Origin of the sequence: Nocardioides anomalus (assembly GCF_011046535.1) — a bacterium.
Classification (GTDB): Bacteria; Actinomycetota; Actinomycetes; order Propionibacteriales; family Nocardioidaceae; genus Nocardioides; species Nocardioides anomalus.
In genome coordinates this window covers 1,301,186-1,322,808 of the sequence record NZ_CP049257.1, presented here as the reverse complement: position 1 = coordinate 1,322,808, position 21,623 = coordinate 1,301,186, and the positions used below count along the sequence as shown (strand labels likewise).

General features: G+C 71.6%; 19 protein-coding genes and 1 pseudogene. 9 read left to right on the top strand and 11 right to left on the bottom strand.

Translation table 11 applies throughout. The annotated features are described in order from the left end of the window. Positions 1–149: 149 nt before the first annotated feature. Positions 150–1,625, top strand: coding sequence for an Ig-like domain-containing protein (locus G5V58_RS26570; RefSeq protein ID WP_329957575.1), 1,476 nt, complete (start codon positions 150–152; stop codon positions 1,623–1,625). A 25-nt stretch (positions 1,626–1,650) separates the two neighbouring features. Then, on the top strand, positions 1,651–3,057 hold the full coding sequence (locus G5V58_RS06800; RefSeq protein WP_165230206.1) for a hypothetical protein: 1,407 nt from the start codon (positions 1,651–1,653) through the stop codon (positions 3,055–3,057). On the opposite strand, the gene trpD is transcribed toward G5V58_RS06800, so the two are convergent. From trpD to G5V58_RS06785, 3 genes are read right to left on the bottom strand one after another with little or no spacing between them, the layout of a single operon-like run. Continuing rightward, a complete protein-coding gene (gene trpD / locus G5V58_RS06795) occupies positions 3,054–4,079 on the bottom strand; it encodes an anthranilate phosphoribosyltransferase (RefSeq protein ID WP_165230203.1) in 1,026 nt (341 codons plus the stop codon). The two genes, G5V58_RS06800 and trpD, sit on opposite strands and share 4 nt — an antisense overlap. A gap of 14 nt (positions 4,080–4,093) precedes the next feature. Continuing rightward, a complete protein-coding gene (locus G5V58_RS06790) occupies positions 4,094–4,498 on the bottom strand; it encodes an Rv3143 family two-component system response regulator (protein ID WP_165230200.1) in 405 nt (134 codons plus the stop codon). An 11-nt stretch (positions 4,499–4,509) separates the two neighbouring features. Then, a complete protein-coding gene (locus G5V58_RS06785; protein WP_230487140.1) occupies positions 4,510–5,349 on the bottom strand; it encodes a cytochrome c oxidase assembly protein in 840 nt (279 codons plus the stop codon). A 217-nt stretch (positions 5,350–5,566) separates the two neighbouring features. On the opposite strand from G5V58_RS06785, the gene ctaE reads away from it, so the two are divergent. Genes ctaE through qcrB form a run of 4 tightly spaced genes read left to right on the top strand, consistent with a single transcriptional unit; the run spans position 5,567 to position 9,972 of the window. Continuing rightward, positions 5,567–6,145 (top strand): aa3-type cytochrome oxidase subunit III, encoded by a 579-nt coding sequence (gene ctaE, locus G5V58_RS06780; RefSeq protein ID WP_456237798.1) that lies wholly within the window; start codon positions 5,567–5,569, stop codon positions 6,143–6,145. 22 nt (positions 6,146–6,167) lie between these two features. Then, positions 6,168–7,046, top strand: coding sequence for a cytochrome bc1 complex diheme cytochrome c subunit (gene qcrC, locus G5V58_RS06775; RefSeq protein ID WP_230487139.1), 879 nt, complete (start codon positions 6,168–6,170; stop codon positions 7,044–7,046). After that, entirely contained in the window at positions 7,043–8,167 is a 1,125-nt protein-coding gene (gene qcrA / locus G5V58_RS06770; protein WP_165230191.1) for a cytochrome bc1 complex Rieske iron-sulfur subunit, read from the top strand. The genes qcrC and qcrA overlap by 4 nt, the downstream gene beginning before the upstream one ends. Before the next feature lie 38 nt (positions 8,168–8,205). Beyond that, entirely contained in the window at positions 8,206–9,972 is a 1,767-nt protein-coding gene (gene qcrB, locus G5V58_RS06765; protein WP_165230188.1) for a cytochrome bc1 complex cytochrome b subunit, read from the top strand. 156 nt (positions 9,973–10,128) lie between these two features. Here the strand turns inward: qcrB and G5V58_RS06760 are convergent, their stop codons facing one another. From G5V58_RS06760 to G5V58_RS06750, 3 genes are all read right to left on the bottom strand, one after another. Continuing rightward, a complete protein-coding gene (locus G5V58_RS06760) occupies positions 10,129–10,638 on the bottom strand; it encodes a hypothetical protein (protein WP_165230185.1) in 510 nt (169 codons plus the stop codon). 65 nt (positions 10,639–10,703) lie between these two features. Beyond that, positions 10,704–12,506, bottom strand: coding sequence for a PD40 domain-containing protein (locus tag G5V58_RS06755; RefSeq protein ID WP_165230182.1), 1,803 nt, complete (start codon positions 12,504–12,506; stop codon positions 10,704–10,706). A 402-nt stretch (positions 12,507–12,908) separates the two neighbouring features. Beyond that, positions 12,909–14,036 carry a glycosyltransferase 87 family protein gene (locus G5V58_RS06750; protein ID WP_165230179.1) on the bottom strand — a complete coding sequence of 376 codons (1,128 nt, stop codon included), beginning with the start codon at positions 14,034–14,036 and terminating at the stop codon, positions 12,909–12,911. A 191-nt stretch (positions 14,037–14,227) separates the two neighbouring features. Here G5V58_RS06750 and G5V58_RS06745 point away from each other — a divergent pair, with 191 nt between their 5' ends. Then, positions 14,228–14,908, top strand: coding sequence for a response regulator transcription factor (locus G5V58_RS06745; RefSeq protein ID WP_165230176.1), 681 nt, complete (start codon positions 14,228–14,230; stop codon positions 14,906–14,908). Continuing rightward, positions 14,905–15,993, top strand: coding sequence for a sensor histidine kinase (locus tag G5V58_RS06740; protein ID WP_165230173.1), 1,089 nt, complete (start codon positions 14,905–14,907; stop codon positions 15,991–15,993). Before G5V58_RS06745 ends, G5V58_RS06740 begins: the two co-directional genes overlap by 4 nt. Here G5V58_RS06740 and G5V58_RS06735 read toward each other — a convergent pair. Then, complete coding sequence (locus tag G5V58_RS06735) at positions 15,970–16,437, bottom strand: MarR family winged helix-turn-helix transcriptional regulator (protein ID WP_165230170.1); 468 nt, start codon at positions 16,435–16,437, stop codon at positions 15,970–15,972. The two genes, G5V58_RS06740 and G5V58_RS06735, sit on opposite strands and share 24 nt — an antisense overlap. A gap of 80 nt (positions 16,438–16,517) precedes the next feature. On the opposite strand from G5V58_RS06735, the gene G5V58_RS06730 reads away from it, so the two are divergent. Next, positions 16,518–16,928 carry a hypothetical protein gene (locus G5V58_RS06730; RefSeq protein WP_165230167.1) on the top strand — a complete coding sequence of 137 codons (411 nt, stop codon included), beginning with the start codon at positions 16,518–16,520 and terminating at the stop codon, positions 16,926–16,928. A 106-nt stretch (positions 16,929–17,034) separates the two neighbouring features. On the opposite strand, the gene G5V58_RS06725 is transcribed toward G5V58_RS06730, so the two are convergent. From G5V58_RS06725 to ctaC, 4 genes and pseudogenes are all read right to left on the bottom strand, one after another. Further along, positions 17,035–18,300: a L,D-transpeptidase gene (locus G5V58_RS06725; protein WP_165230164.1), complete on the bottom strand. Its 1,266-nt coding sequence runs from the start codon at positions 18,298–18,300 to the stop codon at positions 17,035–17,037. 160 nt (positions 18,301–18,460) lie between these two features. Beyond that, the gene (locus tag G5V58_RS06720; protein WP_165230161.1) at positions 18,461–18,877 is read right to left on the bottom strand and encodes a cytochrome c oxidase subunit 4; all 417 of its coding nucleotides are present in this window, start codon (positions 18,875–18,877) and stop codon (positions 18,461–18,463) included. Then, positions 18,874–20,681: pseudogene (gene ctaD, locus G5V58_RS06715) on the bottom strand (aa3-type cytochrome oxidase subunit I). Before ctaD ends, G5V58_RS06720 begins: the two are co-directional and overlap by 4 nt. Continuing rightward, positions 20,678–21,562: an aa3-type cytochrome oxidase subunit II gene (gene ctaC / locus G5V58_RS06710; RefSeq protein WP_230487138.1), complete on the bottom strand. Its 885-nt coding sequence runs from the start codon at positions 21,560–21,562 to the stop codon at positions 20,678–20,680. Before ctaC ends, ctaD begins: the two are co-directional and overlap by 4 nt. Positions 21,563–21,623: the final 61 nt, after the last annotated feature.

Sequence of the window (21,623 nt, the reverse complement as noted above, 5' to 3'; positions counted from 1 at the left end):
TCGCCGAGCTGGACCCCGTCGACGGACAGCGTGTCGCGCTGCACCCGAAGACGCTCCTCGACAACGGGAGCGGCGGCACCAAGCCGGTCGCGCAGCCCGGCGGCTGCGCCCAGGATCCGGTCAGCGGCGTCGTGCAGATCTGCACGACCATGCGCGAGACTCCCGTGCTCGACTGGGACCCGGTGCCCGATGCGGACCTGTACATGGTCTACGTCTCGCGGGACCGCAACTTCCAGAACATGGTCTACGGAAGCTACTCCGACTCGGGCTCGCTCCCGCGCACGACCAACACGCGCTGGAGCCCCACCATCGCGATGCCCGACAGCCAAGCCGGGGTGGCCTACTACTGGTTCGTCCGGCCCTGCAAGTCCTACGACAACTGCGCCCCGGACCCGCTCAAGGCCAACCACGCCTTCGACAAGACCTCGCCGACGGTGCAGGGGCTCCAGGTGTCGGCGGACGACGGCGACGACATCACGTTCTCGTGGCAGGACTACGGCGCCACGAGCCAGAACCCGGCCAACGCCAGTCCCAGCACGGGCGAGGTGGGCACACAGACCGCGATGAGCTACCGCGTCCAGGTCGCCACGAACGAGGCGTTCACCAACATCATCGACGACAACACCGTCGACCAGACGACGTACACGTCCGCTGATCGCCTCTACCCCGAAGGCCAGCTCTACTGGCGGGTGCAGGTCGTCGACGGCTCGGGGAACCTGCTCACCCTGCCCAGCACGGCGTCGACCTTCACCAAGGCCTCGCCTGCGCCGCAGCTGCTCGGGCCCAGCGGCCCGAGCCCAGCCACCCAGCCGTTCCAGTGGAGCGCGAGCAACTACGCGAGCTCCTACACCCTCGAGGTCTACCAGAACGGCGACACGGCCGCGTCGCCGAGCAACCTGGTGCTCTCGCAGGGCGGTGTCCAGCAGACCGCGTGGGCGGACTTCCAGGAGCTGCCGAGCGGGACGTCGTACGTGTGGCGCGTCCGTCGGGTCGACAGCGCAGGCAACAACGGCCCGTGGAGCGCCTGGGGCCAGTTCCAGGTGCAGCCGGGGATGCCAGCCCTGGTGTCCCCCGCGGCCGGCGTCCGCCTCCCGGTCCGCGACTCGCTCTTCACGTGGACCGCGGTGACCGGAGCGGCGTCGTACCGGTGGGAGCGTCGGGCCGCTGGGTCGACCAACGGCGAGGTGGTCACCACCCGCGCAAGCGCGTGGGCGCCCACCGGCCAGCTGGCCACCGGCAGCTACCAGTGGCGAGTCAGTGCCCTGGACTCCTCCGACCACGTCATGGGCACCAGCGACTGGCGCGCCTTCAGCGTGGACGCGACCGTCCCGACGATCACCAAGCGCAAGCCGGACGGCGGGCTCAAGGTGAAGGCGGCGATCACCCTGACCTTCAGCGAGAAGGTCCAGGGGGTCTCGGCCAAGACCATCCAGCTCAAGGGCAAGGGCAAGGGTGGGAAGGTGAAGTTCAAGGTGAAGCTGGACAAGAGCGGCACCAAGGCCAAGATCTCCCACAAGGGGCGCCTGAAGAAGGGCGCCGTCTACCAGCTCAAGATCAAGGACGGCATCACCGATGTGGCCGGCAACCCGCTGGCGGCCGCGACCTTCTCCTACACGGTGTCCTGACCCAGGTCCCGACTCCGCCGAGGGGGTGCCGCGGACCGCGACCACGGTCCGTGGCAGCCTCTCCGCGCTCGTCCTGGCCGTCGTCGTCGGCGTCCTGCTCGTCCGCAGCGCCGGGCCGCTGGACAACCTCGACACCTACTTCCACCTCCGCTTCGGCCACGAGTTCCTGACCGGCGCGTGGTCGATCCGGCACCCGGGGTCGGTGAGCACGCTCGCCACCGCGGACTGGGTGCCGACGCAGTGGCTGCCGCAGGTGGTGATGGCCCGGACCGAGGAGTGGTTCGGGCTGCCGGGGGTGGCGTGGCTGTCGGGGTTGCAGTTCCTGACCCTGGCGCTGGTCCTCTACTGGTCCTGCCGCCGGTACGCCGAGCCGCTGGTCGCGGCGGTGCTCGTGGCCCTGACCCTGGTGGCGTGCACGCCGGGCCTGTCGATGCGGCCGCAGGTGATCAGCTACGTGCTGGTCGTGGTCACCACCGCGCTGTGGCTCCGGGCCCGCGACCGCGGACGGGTGCCGTGGGTGCTGGTGCCGGTCACCTACGTCTGGACGACGTGCCACGGGATGTGGCCGATCGGGATCGTCGTGGGGTCCGTGGCGGTGGCGGGGCTGGCGCTGGACCGGGCGCACCCGCGGCGGACCCTGGTGCGGATGGCGGCGGTGCCGGTGGCCTCGGCGCTGGCGGCGCTGCTCACGCCGGTGGGACCGGGGTTGTTCCCGGCGGTCCTGCAGGTGACGTCGCGATCGCGGTACTTCTACGAGTGGGGGCCGCCGGACTACCACCGCGGGTACGCCCTGGTGCTGCTGCTCCTGCTCGCGGCGGCGGTGGTGCCCCGGCTGCGGCGGGGGCGGGTGCCGTGGTTCGACATCGGGCTGCTGGGGCTGGCGGCGGCGTGCGCGGTCTACTCGCTGCGCACGGTGCCGGTCGCCGCGTGCCTCGCCGCTCCCCTGGCCGCGATCGCGGTGCAGCCGCTGCTCGGCGCGCGTCCCGTCGTACGCCGACCTGAGCGGCTCCTCCTCCGGGCCGGGTACGCCGCGGCGCTGGTCGCGCTGGCCGTGGCGGTCCCGCACACGGCGGACGAGCCGCGGGCCACGGCGCCGTGGCTCGACGGTGCGCTGGGCGGGCTGCCGGCGGGCACGAAGGTGGTCGACGACGCGGGGTTCGGCGGCTACCTGATGTGGCGCTTCCCGCAGCTGGACGTGGTCATCCACGGCTACGGCGACACGTTCACCGACGACGAGCTGGAGCGCAACGCCGACATCGAGCAGGTCCGCGGCGGCTGGGTCCAGCTGCTGCACGACACCGGCGCGGAGTACGCCGTGCTGCCGCCGGGCTCACCGCTGGCCTACAGCCTGCGCGTCGTCGAGGACTGGGACGTGCTCGAGGAGGGCGACGACCTGCAGCTGCTGCACGCGCCCGACGGCTGGAACGGCTAGCGGCTGCTGGCCTCGACCCAGCGCTCTAGCGCGGCGCGGGCCGCGCCCGTGTCGATCGCCGACCGGGCGCGGGCGATGCCGGCGTCGAGGGCGGCGGCCACGGGCTCGCCGGTGGCGTCGTACACCGCCAGCGCGGCGCCGGCGTTCAGCAGCACGGCGTCGCGGACCGGGCCGGCCTCGCCGTCGAGGAGCCGGCGCACGACGGCGGCATTGTGGGTCGCGTCGCCGCCGCGCAGGTCGTCGGTGGTGGCGGGCGCGAGCCCGTGCGTGGCGGGGTCGACGGTGGCGGTGGAGACCTCTCCCCCGCGCACGACCCAGACCGAGCTGGTACTCGTGGTGGTGAGCTCGTCGAGGCCGTCGTCGCCGCGGAACACCCAGGCGTCGACCCCGCGGGCGGCGAAGACGCCGGCCATCACCGGCGCCATCCGGGGGTCGGCGCAGCCGACGGCGTTGGCCTGGGGCCGGGTGGGGTTGGCCAGCGGACCGAGGAAGTTGAAGGTCGTGCCGACGCCCAGCTCGCGGCGCGGGACGGCGGTGTGGCGCATCGCCGGGTTGAAGGCGGCGGCGAAGAGGAAGGTGATGCCGGCCTCGTCGGCCAGGGCGGCGACCCGCTCGGGCGGCAGGTCCAGGCGGATGCCGAGCGCCTCGAGGACGTCGGCCGAGCCGGACTGCGACGAGGCGGAGCGGTTGCCGTGCTTGACCACCCGGGCGCCGGCGCCGGCGGCCACGATCGCCGCCATGGTCGAGATGTTGACCGACATCGAGCGGTCGCCGCCGGTCCCGACCACGTCGAGCAACCGGCCGGGTACGTCGATCGGGGTCGCCCGGGAATACATCGCCTCCACGAGCCCGGTCAGCTCAGCGACCGTCTCGCCCTTGGCCCGCAGCGCGACCGCGAAGCCGGCGATCTGCGCGGGTGTCGCCTCCCCGGAGAGGATCTCCCCCATCGCCCAGGTGGCCTGGTCGGTGGTGAGGTCGGTGCGGGCAACGAGCGCGCCGAGCACCTCCGGCCAGGTGGACACGGCCGGGCGCAGGGTCAGCTGGTGGCGGGGACCCGGGACCGCAGCAGCCCCGTCACCGCCTCGGCCAGCTGGATCGGGTCGATCGGGTGCGGCACCGCCGCGTCGGCCCGGGACCAGGTGGCCAGCCAGGCGTCCTGGGGCCGGCCGGTCAGCACGACGACCGGCGGGCACTGGTAGATCTCGTCCTTGAGCTGCTTGGCGATGCCCATGCCACCCGCGGGGACGGCCTCGCCGTCGAGGATGGCCAGGTCGATGTGGCCCGAGTCCATGTTCTGGATGACGACCGGCTCGGTCGCGACCTCGACGTACTCCAGCTCCGGCAGGTCGGGGTGCACCCGACGGCCCAGCGCGAGGATGACCTGCTGGCGGGTGTTGAGGTCGTCGGAGAAGACGAGCACCCGGAGGTTCTTGTCGGCCACGAGCCGTGATGCTACCCGTCGGACCGGGCCGCCTCCGCACGGGCGCGGGCCTCGAGCAGGTCGAGCCGGCGGTCCTCGCGGGCCGCCTCCTTGAACGAGGAGCGCACCCACTGCGTGAACAGCACCCCGAACAGCAGCAGCCCGACCAGGTCGCCGGAGGACCACAGCAGCCCGCCGGCCAGGTGCTGGTCGGATATGGCGTCGGGGAGCCAGCCGTAGCCGGGCTGGTCGCGCAGGGCGAGGTAGTGCTCCCCGCCGAGCAGCGTGTCCTGGCCCATGATGGTCACGCCGAGGAAGGCGTGGAACGGCAGCGTGAGCACGACCAGCAGCATCCGGACCGGGTAGCCGACGCGCCCCGGGACCGGGTCGATGCCCACGATCGGCCAGAAGAACAGCGAGCCGACGACCACGAGGTGCACGTGCATCAGCTCGTGCAGCCAGACGTGGCTGAGCGTGGCGTCGTACCAGCCGGAGAAGTACAGCGCCCAGGGCGAGACGACGTACAGCAGCAGGGTCAGCGGCGGGAAGGACAGCACCGTCGCGACCCGCGAGTGCAGGACGGTCAGCAGCCAGCGCCGGGGCCGGGCGGGCAGGGTGCGCAGCGCGAGGGTGACCGGGGCACCGAGGGCCAGCGCCAGCGGGACCAGCATCGAGAGCACCATGTGCTGGACCATGTGGACGCTCAGCAGCGTGGTGTCGTACGCCGCGAGCCCGGACGAGGTGGCGACGAAGAAGGCGCCCATCCCGACGCCGACGAACATGACGGTCCGGCCGACCGGCCAGGAGTCCCCGCGGCGGTGCAGCGCACGGACCCCGAGGAGGTACAGCCCGGCCGCCCAGACGGTCGCCACGAGCGGCACGGGAGCGAGCTCCCAGCCCGTCAGGAGGCGTTCAGCACCGAATGGTGACACCTTCGGATAGTAGGCACGGCCGGTTGCAGGAAACTGGGTGGGATCCGACACGCCACCCGGGGCTGACCCTGAGAAACTGCCGAGACATAATGGCCAGGTGGCGACAGCAACGACCATCCCGGCCTCGCGGCTGCACGGGCAACACGACCGTCCGAGCATGGTCTCCGTGGGGACGATCATCTGGCTCTCCAGTGAGCTGATGTTCTTCGCCGCGCTCTTCGCGTCGTACTTCACGATCCGCTCGGTGAGCCCGGAGCTGTGGGCCCAGAACACCGAGAAGCTCAACGTCCCGTTCGCCTCGGTCAACACCACGATCCTGGTGCTGTCGTCGGTGACTTGCCAGCTCGGCGTGTTCGCGGCCGAGCGCGGCCAGGTCGGCCGGGCGGGCTCGCTGTTCAACGTGCGCGGCTGGGGCCTGCGCGAGTGGTTCCTGCTGACCTACGTGATGGGCGCGATCTTCATCGCGGGCCAGGTCACGGAGTACACCTCGCTGGTCCAGGAGCACACCACGATCTCGGCCTCGGCCTACGGCTCGATGTTCTACCTGACCACCGGCTTCCACGGCCTGCACGTGACCGGTGGCCTCATCGCGTTCCTGCTGGTGCTCGGGCGGACCTACGTCGCCAAGCGCTTCACCCACGAGCAGGCGGTCAGCGCGATCGTCGTCTCCTACTACTGGCACTTCGTCGACGTGGTGTGGATCGGGCTGTTCGCCACGATCTACGTCATCAAGTGACCCGGGCCCTGTGAGGACTCCTGTGCGCTTCCTGAACCGCTCCGCCGGTCGCCTCTCCCGCCACCGTCGCCGCCCCGTCGCGGGGCTGCTCCTGATGCTGCTCGGCCTGGTGCTGACCGGCTCCCTGTACGCCGCGTTCGCCCCGTCGTCCTCGGCCGACTCCGCCCAGAGCGACCAGGAGCTGGTCGAGCAGGGCCGCAAGCTCTTCCTGGTCGGCTGCTCGTTCTGCCACGGCCAGAACGGCGAGGGCGTGCTGACCCAGGACGGCAACCAGCTCGGCCCCTCGCTGGCCGGCGTCGGCGCCGCCGCGGTCGACTTCCAGGTCGGCACCGGCCGGATGCCCATGGTCCAGCCGGGCGCGCAGAACCCCACCAAGCCGCAGGCCTACAGCGAGGACGAGATCGACGCCCTCGCGGCGTACGTCGCGAGTCTGGCCCCGGGCCCGGCCGTGCCGAACCCCGAGGACTACAGCCTCGCCGGCCTTTCGCCGGAGGAGCGCGAGGAGGCCGTCACCCGCGGCGGCCAGATCTTCCTGACCAACTGCACCGCCTGCCACAACTTCGCCGGCAAGGGCGGCGCCATGCCGCGCGGCGGCTACGCGCCCAACCTGAGCAACACCACGGCCCGCCACATCTACGAGGCGCTGCTGACCGGCCCCGGCCAGATGGACACCTTCTCCAACGGCAACCTCTCGCCGGACGAGAAGCGCGACGTCATCGCCTACCTCTACTCCCTGCGTGAGCAGCCCGAGTACGGCGGCTTCAGCCTCGGTGGCCTCGGCCCCGTGAGCGAGGGCCTGTTCGCCTGGGTCGTCGGGATCGGCGGCCTGGTGGGCTTCGCCGTCTGGATCGCGGCGCACACCGCCCGCACGACCAAGAAGAAGGAGAGCGCCGCCGCATGAGCGACCACGACGACTCCTCGAACCTGCCCGACCAGCGCGTCAGCGCGAACACCCCGGCGCACGACGAGCCCCTGGCCAACCCGGGCCTGCCCGAGCACACCTGGCGGCCCACCGACGTCGACCCGCAGGCCGAGCGCCGCGCCGAGCGGCAGGTCGCCGCCCTGTTCGGGCTGTCGGCCGTCTTCGCGGTGCTGTTCGTCGTCTCCTACTTCGTCTTCAACATCAACGGCGGCAGCGACGTCGACACCATCTTCGGTCTCGGCGCCTCCAACGTCGCCCTGGGCACCTGCCTGGGCCTGGCGCTGCTGCTGATCGGCGTCGGGATGATCCAGTGGGCCCGCAAGCTCATGGGCGACCACGAGATCGTCGAGATGCGCCACCCCTCCCGCTCCTCCGACGAGGACCGCGACGAGACCCTGCGGGTGCTCGCCCTGGGCGCCGAGGAGTCCGGCATCGGCCGCCGTCCGCTGGTGCGCAACTCGCTGCTCGGCGCCGTCGGCGTGCTCCTCGCGCCGGTCGTCGTCCTGCTGCGCGACCTCGGCCCCACCCCGGGCCAGGTCGAGGACGACGCCGACTACCCCGGCGCCGGCCTCGAGCACACCGTGTGGGACACCGGCGTCCGCGTCGTGCGTGACGTGGTCGGCACGCCGATCCGCCCGGGCGACATGGAGATCGGCGACCTGTTCAACGCCGAGCCCGAGACCATCTTCCAGGTCGACGACGAGGGCGAGCCCGTCCTCGAGGGCGTCGACCTGCAGATCGCCAAGTCCAAGGGCGCCGTGGTGCTGATCCGCATGGAGCCCGACGAGAACAAGCCCGCCCCCGGCCGCGAGGACTGGGCCGTGGACGGCATCCTCTGCTACTCCAAGATCTGCACCCACGTCGGGTGCCCGATCTCGCTCAACGAGCGCAAGACCCACCACCTGCTCTGCCCGTGCCACCAGTCGACGTTCGACCTGGCCGACGCGGCGAAGGTGGTCTTCGGTCCCGCGGCCCGTCCGCTCCCCCAGCTGCCGCTCGCGGTGGACGACGAGGGATACCTCGTGGCCCAGAGCGACTTCAAGGAGCCGGTCGGTCCCAGCTACTGGGAGCGCAACTCCCAACAGAGCACCAGCAAGTGACACGACCCCGTGACACGAGCAATTGAGATGAGAACCTCATGAGCATCGACACCAGCAAGGTCGCCACGACGAACTCGACCGCGGCCACCGCCAGCAAGCCCAGCAAGGTCGGAGCGGCCGCCACCTGGGCCGACGACCGGCTGGGACTCGCCACGCTCGCCAAGAAGAACCTGCGCAAGGTCTTCCCCGACCACTGGTCGTTCATGCTCGGCGAGATCGCGCTGTGGAGCTTCGTGACGCTGCTGCTCAGCGGTGTCTTCCTGACGCTCTGGTTCGACCCGAGCATGAGCGAGACCCACTACGAGGGCTCCTACGCCCAACTGCGCGGCATCGAGATGTCGCGGGCCTACGCCTCCGCGCTCGAGCTGAGCTTCGACGTGCGCGGCGGCCTGCTCATGCGCCAGATCCACCACTGGGCGGCGATGCTGTTCATCGGCGCGATGATGGTGCACCTGCTGCGCGTGTTCTTCACCGGTGCGCACCGCAAGCCGCGTGAGCTCAACTGGGCCATCGGCGCGATCATCCTGCTGCTGGGCACCCTCGAGGGCTTCACCGGCTACTCGCTCCCCGACGACCTGCTGTCGGGCACCGGCATCCGGGCCGCCGACGGCTTCGTCAAGTCCCAGCCGATCGTCGGCACCTACATGTCGTTCTTCCTGTTCGGCGGCGAGTTCCCGGGTGAGCACATCATCCCGCGGCTGTACGCCATCCACATCCTGCTGATCCCGGGCATCCTGCTCGCCCTCATCAGCGCCCACATGCTGCTGCTCGTGTACCACAAGCACACCCAGTGGCCCGGCCCCGGCCGCACCGAGGAGAACGTCGTCGGCTACCCGATGCTCCCGGTGTACGCCGCCAAGGCCGGCGGGTTCTTCTTCATCGTCTTCGGCACCGCCGCGCTCATGGGTGGTCTGCTGAGCATCAACCCGGTGTGGAAGTACGGGCCCTACGACCCGTCGAAGGTGACGGCCGGCTCCCAGCCCGACTGGTACATGGGCTGGCCCGACGGCGCGCTGCGGATCATGCCGAACATCGAGCTCCACATCTGGCACCACACCTGGGCGCTCAACGTGTTCCTGCCGATCATCGTGCTGCCGCTGCTGATGTTCACGATCCTGCTGATGCTGCCGTTCATCGAGGCCTGGATCACCGGCGACAAGCGCGACCACCACCTGCTCCAGCGGCCGCGGGACGCTCCGACGCGCACCGCGACCATGGTCGCGCTCATGACGATGTACGGCCTGTTCTGGGCTGCCGGTGGCAACGACATCATCGCCATCAAGCTGCACCTGTCGATCAACCAGATCACCTACTTCATGAGGGCCGCCGTGTTCATCGGCCCGGTGATCGCGTTCATCATCACCCGACGCTGGTGCATCTCCCTGCAGCGCAAGGACGAGGAGACCCTCCTCCACGGCTACGAGACCGGCATCATCATGCGCTCCCCCGAGGGCGGCTACTCCGAGCGGCACCTGCCGCTCCCGGCCGACCGGGCCTACGTCCTCGCGGCGAGGGACCGGGACCCGGACGTCATGGGCGAGCTCGAGGCCGACGGCCCCGACGCCAACGGCGTGGAGAAGCAGTCCGGCCTCGCCGGCCGCCTGGCCGGCGTACGCCACCGGCTGCGCAAGCTGATGTACGCCGACAACGTGCAGAAGCCCACCGCCCACGAGCTCGAGGAGGCGCACCACCACGCCGAGCACGAGCACGAGCTCCAGGCCCCCATGGAGGGCCACCCCGCCGAGGGCCACACGGAGGACCCGACGCACGGCGCCGCGGCTCGTCCGATGACCGTCGACGACTGACGAAGCGCACCACCCTGAGGCCCGGTCCCGTTGGGACCGGGCCTCAGTGCGTTGGTGGGGCTCACTCGCCGCCGTTCATCGGCCGATCCGCGGCGCCGTGCGTCGGGTCCTCCGCGTCTCCCTCGGCGCTGCTCGGGCGCGACGGACAGTGGGCCGCTAGTCGCGGCGGACGCGCACGCTCGCGGTCAGGTCGCTGGCGTTGTTCTTGCCGCGGACGCCCAGGTCGGTGCTCAGGCGGACCGACGACAAGTCGGCGCCTGGGAAGCACGGGTCCTGTGCGCGCACCCGGATCGCGTCACGCCTCATGTCGTAGCGAGCCCGAGCGGTGCAGGTGGGGTGCCCGAAGTCCAGACCCGTCGGGGTCCACGGATAGACGACGGCCACCGGCTCACCGTGCGAGAACTTCACCGACACGAAGAAGTCGAAGTCCCGGGAGCCGCGGGCCACGAGGTCGACCCCCAGCTGGTCGCTCGTGTGCAGCCGGCCCGTCCGAGCCACGACCGAGAGGGAACCGGTCCGGTTGGTGTACCGCACGTTCACCAGGTCGTGTCCGGGGAAGACCTCGTTCCCGACGTCCTGGGGCTGGTCGACGGTCTCGGCGTCGGCCGCCGGAGCCCCCGAGACGCACGCGAGCAGGGTCACCGCCACGAGGGCCAGTCGACGCATGCCGGGACGCTACCCGACCACCGTTCCCGCTCGTCCGGCGCGCAGGCGAGTCCAGCCGTCCGAGCTCACCAGTCCGCGTAGGCGACACCCCGCCCGGGCACGGCCAGCCACTCGTGGCGACCGGAGGCGTCGACCACCCACACGCCCGGTTGGGCGGTGCCGTCGGCCGCCGGTGGACCGTCGCTGCGGACGACCACGCGGCGGCCGTCCGGCGACCAGGCGGGGGCGTCGTCGAGGCCGGGGGTCGCGAAGAGCGTGGTCGGGTGGGTGCCGTCGGGCCGGATGGTCAGGACCGCGGTCTGGCGGCGCCGGTCGAACTGGCCTCCGGCGGCGAGCGTGAAGGCGATCCGGTCGCCGCGCGGCGACCAGGAGGGGTCGAGGGCGGAGCCGCCCTTCCCCTGGGTCAGCCGGCGGACCGGTCCCCCGTGGGTGCCGGTGACCACGAGCCGGCTCACGTCGGTGTTGTCGGTGAGGCTGAAGACCAGCCGGCGGCCGCTGGGCGCGAACGAGGGGTGGGACACGGTGTCCACGTCGTTGTCGGAGATGCGCCGGCACTCGCGCGTGCGGCTGGCCAGGGTGTATGTGCACAGGCGCGGCCCGTCGCCGTACGCCAGCACTCCCCCGCCGGGGGCCCAGGCGAGCTGGGGCGGCTGGAAGCCGACGTCGGTGCGCCTCTTCGCGCCACTGCCGTCGGCGCGGATGGTCCAGAGCGCGTGGGCGCCGCGGCGGTTCCGGGCGACGAAGGCGATCATCCGGTGGTCCGGCGACCACGCGGGCGAGGTGATCCGACCGCGGGTGGTGAGGCGGCGGACGTCCGCACCGTCCGGTCGGGCGGTGAAGAGGTCGAAGCCGGTGTCGGTCATCGCGACGTACGCCAGCCGGGGGCCGGAGGCCGCGCGGGCCGCGGTGGTGCCCGGGAGCGGGGCCGTGAAGGCGGGGCGCCACTGCGCGCCCCAGCCCTCACGGACCACGAGCTGGCGGTCGGTGCCGTCGGGGCGCAGGGTCCAGATGCCGTCCATGGTCGGGTAGAGGTCGGCGACGCTCGAGACGACCACCCGGCTGCCGTCGGGCGACCAGGACGACCCGGCGTCGGACCCGTCCAGGGTCAGCACCGGCGTGCGCGCGGTGCCGTCGGGGTGGACGAGGAACACGTCGCCGCTGTACTCGCCGCCCCGACCGCCGTAGTGCTCGGTGTACATCAGCCACGTCCCGTCCGGCGACCACAACGGGTCGATCCCCTCCGGCGAGGTCCCCGGCACGGCGGCCAGCCCGCTGCCGTCCGCGTGCACCGTCCAGAGCTGGGTGTCGCTCGTGTAGTCGTCGCCATCGGCGCTGATGCGCGTGAACGCCAGCGACGAGCCGTCCGGCGACCAGGTCGAGGAGTCCACCGCCGGCCAGTCCGCGGTGGTCGGCACGACGACCGTCCGCTGTCCCGTCACCAGGTCGACGACACACAGGCCCTCGTCGCACGCGAAGGCCAGCCGCCGGCCGTCCGGCGCCCACGAGGGCGACCGGCCGCCCGGCACCACGAGGTGCTGGCCGCCGCCGGTCGCCGTCATCAACCCGACCCCGCGCAGCGTGCTGTAGGCCAGCGTGCTCCCGTCCGGCGACCACACCGGCCCGTAGGCGTTGCCCCGCTTCGTGATGACCTGACGGTGCGACCCGTCGGTCCACACGGTCGCGATCCGCGTCTGGCCGCGGCTCCCGACCCCGAACGTGTAGGCGAGCATCCCGGCGCTGCCGGGCTCGGCGGCGGCCACCGCGGCTCGCGGCCCGGCTGCGGGCGCACCGTACGCCGCACCGCTCGTGGTCACCAGTGCCGCAGCGGCACCCACCGCCAGCGCCGTCCGGCGCCACCGTCCCAACATGTGCCTCATCATGCGCTCCCCTCGGCCTCGTGTCGTCAGGTGTGATGCGCGGTCCCCCGGTCCGGTTCGCCGACGGCACCCCGGCCATCCAGCGGACCGCCGCGGGTGAGCACGCGCCCAGGACGGCGAGGACGGCCAGCCCGGCGCCGAGGTGGTGACCGACCCCGACGGTCACCAGCACGAGTCCGGCGGTGCGGAGCGCGCCGCGCGCGTACTGCCGGCGGGCCAGCGGCGTACGCGCGGGGGCCGAGACGAAGAGCAGGCCGGCCCAGCCCGCGGTGCTGACCACGAGCGCCGCGAGCGGTGGCCAGGGTGACTCGGCCACGGCGTCCACGACCAGCGCGGCCGCGGCAGCGCCGGCCGTCGCGCGCCAGACCCGGTCGTGGAGGGGCCTGCCGGCCCTCACCGCGGCGCGCTCCCGGCCATCCGCGGCAGCCAGGCCCGGTGCCCGACGAGGGCCGCGAGCACGAGGACGGGGTAGCCGGCGCCGACGACCGGCCCCAGGGTGAGCGGCAGCACGAACCCGGCCCCGAGGGCCAGCCGGACGGGGACCGGCACCCGGGCGAGGAAGGGGACGCACCAGACCCAGTGGTGGATCCAGGCCACCGGGGAGACCAGGCAGGCGGTGAGCCCGGCGATGCCCGCGGCGAGGACCTCGTCCCCCGCGCGAGCAGTCCGCCGGGCGAGCAGGAGGCCGCCGACCAGGGCCGGGACCGCCACCAGGAGCCACAGGGCGGTGCCGGCGCCGGTGCCCAGCGCTCGTTCGGCCAGACCCCGCAGGGCCTGGTTTCCCACGTGGTCGAACCCGCCGACGCCCGGGGCCGCGAGCACGTCGTGCGTCCAGTACCGCCACGACGCCGCGGGCGACACGACCGCGCCGAGGGTGGAGGCGGCCAGGAAGGTGGCGGTCGCCGTCCTGGCCTCGCGACGGCGACCGCAGAGGACCAGGTAGACGACGAAGACCGCCGGCGTGAGCTTGACCGCGGCGGCCAGACCCACCCCCACCCCGCTGCGGCGCACGAGCAGGTCGTGCAGGACGAGGGCGGCGAGCAGCAGGTTGACCTGACCCCAGGACAGCGTGTTGACGACCGGGTGCGTCGCGGCGAGGGCCGCCAGCCCCACGGCGGCCCCGAGACGCTGGCCGACGTCCGGTGCGGACCGGCGCAGGACGACGTACAGCGCGGCGCAGGAGGCCGCGGTGAGCACCGCGAACATCGCCGGGAGCGGGAGCCACGCCACCGTGGCGAAGAGCGCGGCCGCCACGGGCGGGTAGGTGAACCCGAAGTCGCCGACGCGCAGGTCGTAGAGGTCCCCGCCGTGCAGCACCGCCTGACCGCCCGCGCGGTAGACGGCCATGTCGCCCGTGTTGGCGCGGGTGAGCGCGTAGGCGACGGTGAGTCCGATCGCGAGGACCAGGACGACCGTGAGGGGTGCGGGCCGCGGGCGTGGTCGACGGCCCGCGCCGGCGTACGACGAGGGGGCGGGCGAGGGGGCCGAGCGGGCGGCCGCGAGGGCCTGAGCACTGCGCACACCGGGAACCCTGACCGCGGCTCGTCGCCGTCGCGTCGTCGTGCCGCCACGGTCGTGTCACGGTGGCCGGGCGCGGCGAGCCGGGTCCTGTCGACAAGTCGTGACGTTCCTGCGACACCCCCGCGACCCGGTGCGCACGGCGCCGTGGCAGGGTCGGGACATCGACGCGATGCCGCCCCGGGAGGAGTTCGATGCCGCGCCTGCTCATCATCGAGGATGACGACGCGGTCGCCGAGGCCCTGCAGCTCGCGCTGACCCAGCTCGGGCACACCGTCCGCACCGCCCCGTCCGCCGAGCCCGGTCTGGCCATGCTGGACGACGGGACGCCGACCGACCTGGCGATCGTCGACGTCATGCTCCCCGGCATGGACGGCTTCGAGCTGTGCCGCCGGGTGAGCGCCACCCGCCCCCTGCCGCTCGTCCTGCTGACCGCGCGCAGCGACCCGATCGACATCGTCGTCGGCCTCGAGTGCGGGGCCGACGACTACGTCGCCAAGCCGGTTGAGCCGCGCGTGCTCGACGCCCGCATCAAGGCCGTCCTGCGCCGCTCGGCCACCGAGCCCACCCGGACCCTGACCCAGCTCGGCGACCTGACCGTCGACGAGGCGGCCATGCGCGTGCACCGCGACGGCGAGCCGGTGCTCCTGACCCCGACCGAGCTGCGGTTGCTGCTGGAGCTGCTGCACCACGCCGGGCAGGCCCGCTCGCGACGCGTGCTGCTCGAGCGGGTCTGGGAGTACGGCTTCGTGGGCGACACCCGCTTGGTCGACGCCTGCGTGCAGCGCCTGCGCGCCAAGGTCGAGCCGAACCCGTCCAAGCCGACGCTCATCCAGACGGTCCGTGGCGTGGGGTACCGGCTGGAGCTCCCGTGAGGCGGTGGCGCGACCGGCTGACGATCAGGATCACCGGCCTGTTCGTCTTCACCGTCGCGTGCGTCTCGGTGACGATGGCGGTCGCGGCGTTCCGGGTGAGCATGTACAACCCCGGCAAGCTCCACCACGCCATCGTGTGGATCGGCATCGGCGGCTTCGTCCTGTCCCTCGGGCTCGGTCTCGTGGTCGCGCTCGCGATCACCCGGCCCCTGCGGCGGACGGCGAGCGCCGCACGACGATTCGGCGCCGGCGACCTCGACGTACGCCTGCCCACGGGCGGCCGGACCGAGCTGGCCGACCTGGGCGACTCCTTCAACGCCATGGCCGCGCAGCTGTCCGACACCCTGCGCGACCTGCACGAGTCCCAGACCCTGCAGCAGCGGTTCGTCGCGGACGTCTCCCACGAGCTCCGCACCCCCCTGGCCGCCATGATCGCCGCCGACGAGGGCCTCGAGAGCCCCGATCAGGAGGCGCGACGACGCTCCGTCGACCTCGTGCGTGGCCAGACCCGCCGCCTCGTCCGCCTGGTCGACGACCTGCTGGAGATGTCGCGCTTCGACGCCGGCCAGACCAGCATCGAGCGTGAGCACATCGACCTCGCGGTCCTCGCCGCCGACGCCGCGCACACCGTCGCTCCCGGCGAGGACATCCGGATCGCCCGGCTCGGCGACACCTCCGCGGAGGTCGACGCGCGGCGCCTGCACACCGTGCTGCGCAACCTGCTGAGCAACGCCCTCCAGCACGGCCGACCACCCGTGGACGTCGTCATCGACGGCCGCGACCCCGGCGCCGTCACCCTGAGCGTCGCCGACGACGGGGCCGGCGTGCCCGCCGAGCTGGCGCCGACCGTCTTCGACCGCTTCGTCCGTGCCGACGAGGCCCGGACCTCGCAGGGCGCGCACAGCGGCCTGGGGCTGTCCCTGGCCTACGAGAACGCTAGACTGCACGGCGGGACGCTGTCGCTCTCGACCGCGGGACGCACGACGTTCACCCTGCAGGTGCCCCGGAGCACGCCCCACGAGGCCCCCGGCGACGACCTCCAGCCCGAGGGGGCTGCGCCCTCACCGGACCGCGACCCCTCCTGAGCCCTCCCCCGGCGGCACGTCGTCGGACACCAGCTTCTCGAGCAACCGCACGAACGTCGCCCGCTCGTCGGGCGTCAGTGGGGCCAGCAGGTCGTCCTGCACGCCGTGGAGCGCGGCGTCGAGGCGCTCGAGACGGCCGACGCCGTCGGGCGTGGTGGTCACGACGTTGCGCCGGCGGTCGGTCCGGTCGGGCTCGCGGGTGGCCAGCCCCCGCGCGACCAGGTCGTTGACCGTCGCCACGATGTCGCTCCGGTCGATGCCGGTCAGCCGGCCCAGGTCGGCCTGACTGCGGGGTCCGTGCTCGTCCAGCGCGGCCAGCACCCGGAAATGGTAGCCGCGGAAGCCCTCGGCGCCGAACGCCTCCCCCAGCAGGCGTTGGGCCCGGGCGTGGGTCCGGCTCACCAGCCAGGTGGGCTGCCCCGCGACGCGCCGCAACGTGGTCATGGAGCGATCCTAGAAGTTGTTGGCGCAGCCAACGATTCGTGGCTATCGGTGGCCGCACCAACGAACAGAGGAGCCGCCACATGACCACCCCCTTCGGACCACAGCTCATCGGCGAGACCGAGAAGTCGCTCGGCGCGGTGTTGCGCCGCCACCTGGCCGACGTCGACCTCACCGAGCCGCAGTGGGTGACGCTGCGCGTCGCCGACCAGCTGTCGGGGGAACGCCTGCCCACCGGGCTCGCACCCGAGGTGGCGGACCGCGCCCACTTCGAGGACGCGGCCGAGCTCGTCGCGGGTCTCGTCGAGCGAGGGTTGCTGCGCGAGGACCGCCTGACCGACCAGGGCGCTCGGTTGCTGCACCGCACCCAGGCGGCGCTCGCGACCGACACCCGCAGCATCTGGGACGGCCTCGACGCCGACGACGTCGGCGCCGCAGAGCGGGTGCTCGGTGAGGTCGTCACCCGGGCCCGGCGAGTGCTGGAGCGCGCCTGAGGCCGACAAGACCGGCACCCGGCGACGGGTGCGACGGCTGGGACTGGTCCTGGGCTGGCTGCAGGCAGGGTGGAGCGGCTGGCCCGACGGCCGAGCCTGCGAGGCCTCAGGACAGGGCGGAGCCCTGCTTGTAGTTGGCCCAGGAGTAGTTCCAGTCGTCGTAGCCGTTGCCGGGCTCGATGGTCCGGGTGGTGCCGGTGTACTGGACGACGTCGCCGCGCTGGGACATGTGGTAGAGCCAGTCGGCGTTGTCGGTGCTCATGCCGGTGCAGCCGTGGCTGACGTTGGCGTGGCCCTGGGAGCCGACGGACCACGGGGCGGCATGGATGAACTCACCGCTGTTGGTCAGGCGCATGGCCCACTGGACGCCCTCGATGTTGTAGGCGTCGGCGCCGGTGATGCCGACGGTCTCGGAGTTCATGTCCTTGGAGTCGAACTTCTCCATGATGACCTTGGTGCCGGAGCGGGTGGTGTACTCCGGCTGCTGGCCCGTGGTGATGGGGATGGTGCGCAGCAGCGTGCCGTTGCTGGTGACCTTCATCTGATCGGTATTCATGTCGACCTTGTAGATGTTGGCCGCCCCGACCTTGAACTGGACCGCGCGGTCCTCCTGGCCGTAGATGCCGTTGCCGGCGTCGATGCCGTTGACGTCGAGGTTGACGTCGACGGTGGTGCCGGCCTGCCAGTAGCTCTTGGGGCGGTAGTGCACGACCGTGTCGCTCATCCAGTGCCAGGTCCCCTTCTGCTCGGGGCTGGTGGTCACGTGCATCTGCTTCTCCATCGACGCGCGGTCGGTGACCGGGACGTCGAAGGTGACGATGACGGGCATGCCGACGCCGACGGTCTCGCCGGGCAGCGGCGCGACGGAGGCGTAGGTCTGCTGGTCGAGCGTGAGGTCCTGGGTGGTGAACTTCTGGCGCCGGGTGGCCTGCTCACCGTCCGCGCCGGAGAGCGTGGCCTTGACGGTGTACGTCGTGCCGGGCTCGAGCCGGTCGCCGGCGGTCCAGGTGGCGCCATCGCCGGTGATGGAGCCGGTGAGGGCGCCCACGTCACCGGACCCGGTGACGTCGACGGTGGAGAGGCGGCCGTCGTGGGCGCTGACCTCGAGGAGCGTGGAGACCGGGACGCCGGCCTTCTTCTTGACGTTGGTGCTCATGGTCGCGGCCGGGGCGTCATCGCCGGAGTCACCCGAGTCACCGGAGTCGGCGCTGTCGCCGGAGCCGTCATCGCCCGCGGCGGGGCGGGCGGTGTCGTCGGCCGAGGACTTGCCGGGGAGGTCGTCGCCGTTGTCGCAGGCGGTCAGGACCGAGGCGCCGAGCAGCAGGGCGGACAGCGCCACCAGCCCGCGCAGACGGCGGCGGGGTGCGGACATGCTCGACTCCCAGGAGCTCCGAGAAGGTGCCCGGACCGGACGGTCCAGACCTCCCGATTCTACGGGCGCCTGATGAGAACCCACGAAACCACGCATGCTTCTTCAGACGGCGTGGCGCGCCCCGGAGTTGCCGTCGGCGGCGCGGAGATCTGGGGCGATCTCAGTGAGCGTGGACACCCCGGTAGTACTCGTAGATCCAGCCGCACAGCGCGATGGCGCCGAGCACGCCGCCGATGATGAACAGCCACCACGCACCGGCGGCGACACCGGCCACGCAGGTGCCCAGGGTGAGGGCGGTCCACAGCGGCCACCAGGAGTACGGCGGGAAGAAGCCCAGCTCCCCGGCGCCGTCGGAGATCTCGGCGTCCTTGCGGTCCTCGGGGCGCGCATCCATCTTCTTGGCGTGGAAGCCGAGGTAGACGGTGACCATGAGGGTCAGCAGGGTGGTCATGACCAGCGCGGAGGTGCCGGTCCAGTCGCCGCCGTGCTCGCTGCCGTCGGTGATCAGCCAGTACGCCGGCGTGACCAGCACGAGGAAGATCGTGCAGGCGGCGAAGATCCAGGCCTCGGCCTTCACCGGCGGTCCCCGTCCTCGTCGATGTCGTCGGTGGTGGCGCGGTCACCTGCGCCCGTGTTGGGCCGCTTCTGGCCCTCCATGCGCTCGGCGATGACCTCCTCGCGACCCTCCATGCTCGGCGCGTCCGCCGCGCCGCCGTTGGCCGCGGCCGGGTTGTCCTCGAGCTCCATCGCCGCGATCTCCGGGTGGTGCAGGTCGAAGGCCGGCGACTCCGAGCGGATCCGCGGGATCGTCACGAAGTTGTGCCGCGGCGGCGGGCACGAGGTCGCCCACTCCAGCGAGCGGCCCCAGCCCCACGGGTCGTCGACCTCCACGAGCGGGCCCTTGGAGGAGATGTAGACGTTGTAGAGGAACGGCAGCGTCGAGGCGCCCAGCAGGAACGCACCGATGGTCGACACCTGGTTGAGCGTGGTGAACCCGTCGCTGGGCAGGTAGTCGGCGTAGCGCCGCGGCATGCCCTCGACGCCCAGCCAGTGCTGGACCAGGAACGTGGTGTGGAAGCCGACGAACAGCAGCCAGAAGTGCACCTTGCCCAGGCGCTCGTCGAGCATCCGGCCGGTCATCTTGGGCCACCAGAAGTAGAAGCCCGCGAACATCGCGAACACCACCGTGCCGAACACGACGTAGTGGAAGTGCGCGACCACGAAGTAGGAGTCCGAGACGTGGAAGTCCAGCGGCGGGCTGGCCAGGATGATGCCGGTCAGACCACCGAAGAGGAACGTCGTCAGGAAGCCGACCGACCACAGCATCGGGGTGTCGAAGGACAGACTTCCCCCCACATCGTCCCGATCCAGTTGAAGAACTTCACGCCCGTCGGTACGGCGATCAGGAACGTCATGCCGGAGAAGAACGGCAGGTCGACCGCGCCGGTCACGAACATGTGGTGCGCCCACACCGCGACGGAGAGGATCGCGATGCCGAGCGTGGCGCCGACCAGGCCGATGTAGCCGAAGATCGGCTTGCGACTGAAGACCGGGAGGATCTCGGTCACGATGCCGAAGAACGGCAGCGCGATGATGTAGACCTCCGGGTGGCCGAAGAACCAGAACAGGTGCTGCCACAAGATCGCGCCGCCGTGGGCGGCGTCGAAGACGTGGGCGCCGAGCTGCCGGTCGGCCTCGAGCGAGAGCAGCGCGCCGGCCAGGACCGGGAACGCGATGAGCACCAGCAGGCTGGTGATGAGCGTGTTCCACACGAAGATCGGCATCCGGAACATCGTCATGCCGGGCGCGCGCATGCAGATGATCGTGGTGATGAAGTTGACCGCGCCGAGGATGGTGCCGAGACCGGCCATCCACAGACCCATGATCCACAGGTCACCGCCGACCCCCGGGCTGCGCACCGCGTCGGACAGCGGCGTGTAGGCGAACCAGCCGAAGTCGGCCGCGCCGGTCGGGGTCAGGAAGCCGGAGGCGGCGATGAGGCCGCCGAAGAGGAACAGCCAGTAGCTGAACATGTTCAGCCGCGGGAACGCCACGTCGGGCGAGCCGATCTGCAGCGGCATGATCACGTTGCCGAAGCCGAAGAACAGCGGCGTCGCGAACAGCAGCAGCATGATCGTGCCGTGCATGGTGAAGAGCTGGTTGTAGAGCTCGTCGTTCACGACCTGCTGTCCGGGGTAGGCCAGCTCGGAGCGGATCAGCATGGCCATCGCGCCGCCGATCATGAACCAGGCGAACGACGTGCCGAGGTAGAGCTTGCCGATCAGCTTGTGGTCGGTGGTGGTCAGGACCCGGACCACGGTCTGGCCGAGCTGGCGGCGCGGGGCCGCGACGGTGGTCGGGTGCGAAGCGGTGGCGGTCACTCGGATTCTCCCTCGGACTCCAGGCCCGCCTGCGTGTAGGCCTCCTCACCACCGATGAGCGGCTTCTCGGAGGTCAGACCGGCGTCCTCCAGGTCCTGGAGGTGCTGGTCGTACTCCTCGCGGCTGACCACGTGGACGGTGAAGAGCATCCGCGAGTGGTAGGTGCCGCAGAGCTCGTAGCACTTGCCGGTGAAGGTGCCCTCGCGGGTGGGGGTAATGACGTAGTGGTTGACCCGGCCGGGGACGACGTCCATCTTCATCAAGAAGGCCGGCACGCCGAAGTCGTGGATGACGTCGGGGCTGCGCAGATTGAAGCGAGTCGTCTCGTCGACGGGCAGGTAGAGGTCCGGGATGTAGGAGCCGGTGCCGCCGTCGTGGACGTAGGACTGGTAGGGGAAGTCGTCGTCGAACCGGTCGTCGTCGGCCTTCTGGTCGACGTCACCGAGGCCGTAGTTGAAGGTCCACGACCACTGCTGGCCGGTCACCTCGACGATGTTGTCCGGCGGGTTGCTCGGCTCGTCCTCGAGCACGGCGTTCTGGGTGCGCACCGTGTGGCTGAAGAACACGATGACCATGACGACCGGCGCGATCGTGTAGAAGATCTCCAGCGGCAGGTTGTAGCGCGTCTGCACGGGGATCTCGTTGTCGTTGCGCCGCCGGAAGCGGATCACGACGTAGAAGATGAGGCCCCAGACCACGATGCCGGTGATCCAGGCCGCGATCCAGGCACCCTGCCACAGGTCCAGCGTGTGCTGACCCTGGGCCGAGGCCGGCTCTGGCATGGCCAGCCGCCCCGCCTCGCTGTCGTCGGCACAGCCGCTCAGCAGGAGCAGCCCACCGGCGAGCGGAACGCCCCACCGCCACAGGCGCTGACGACCCACGGACAAGCCCCTCTCGACACGACTTCCGGTCCCGTCCGAGGCACTCCTCGGACACTGCTGA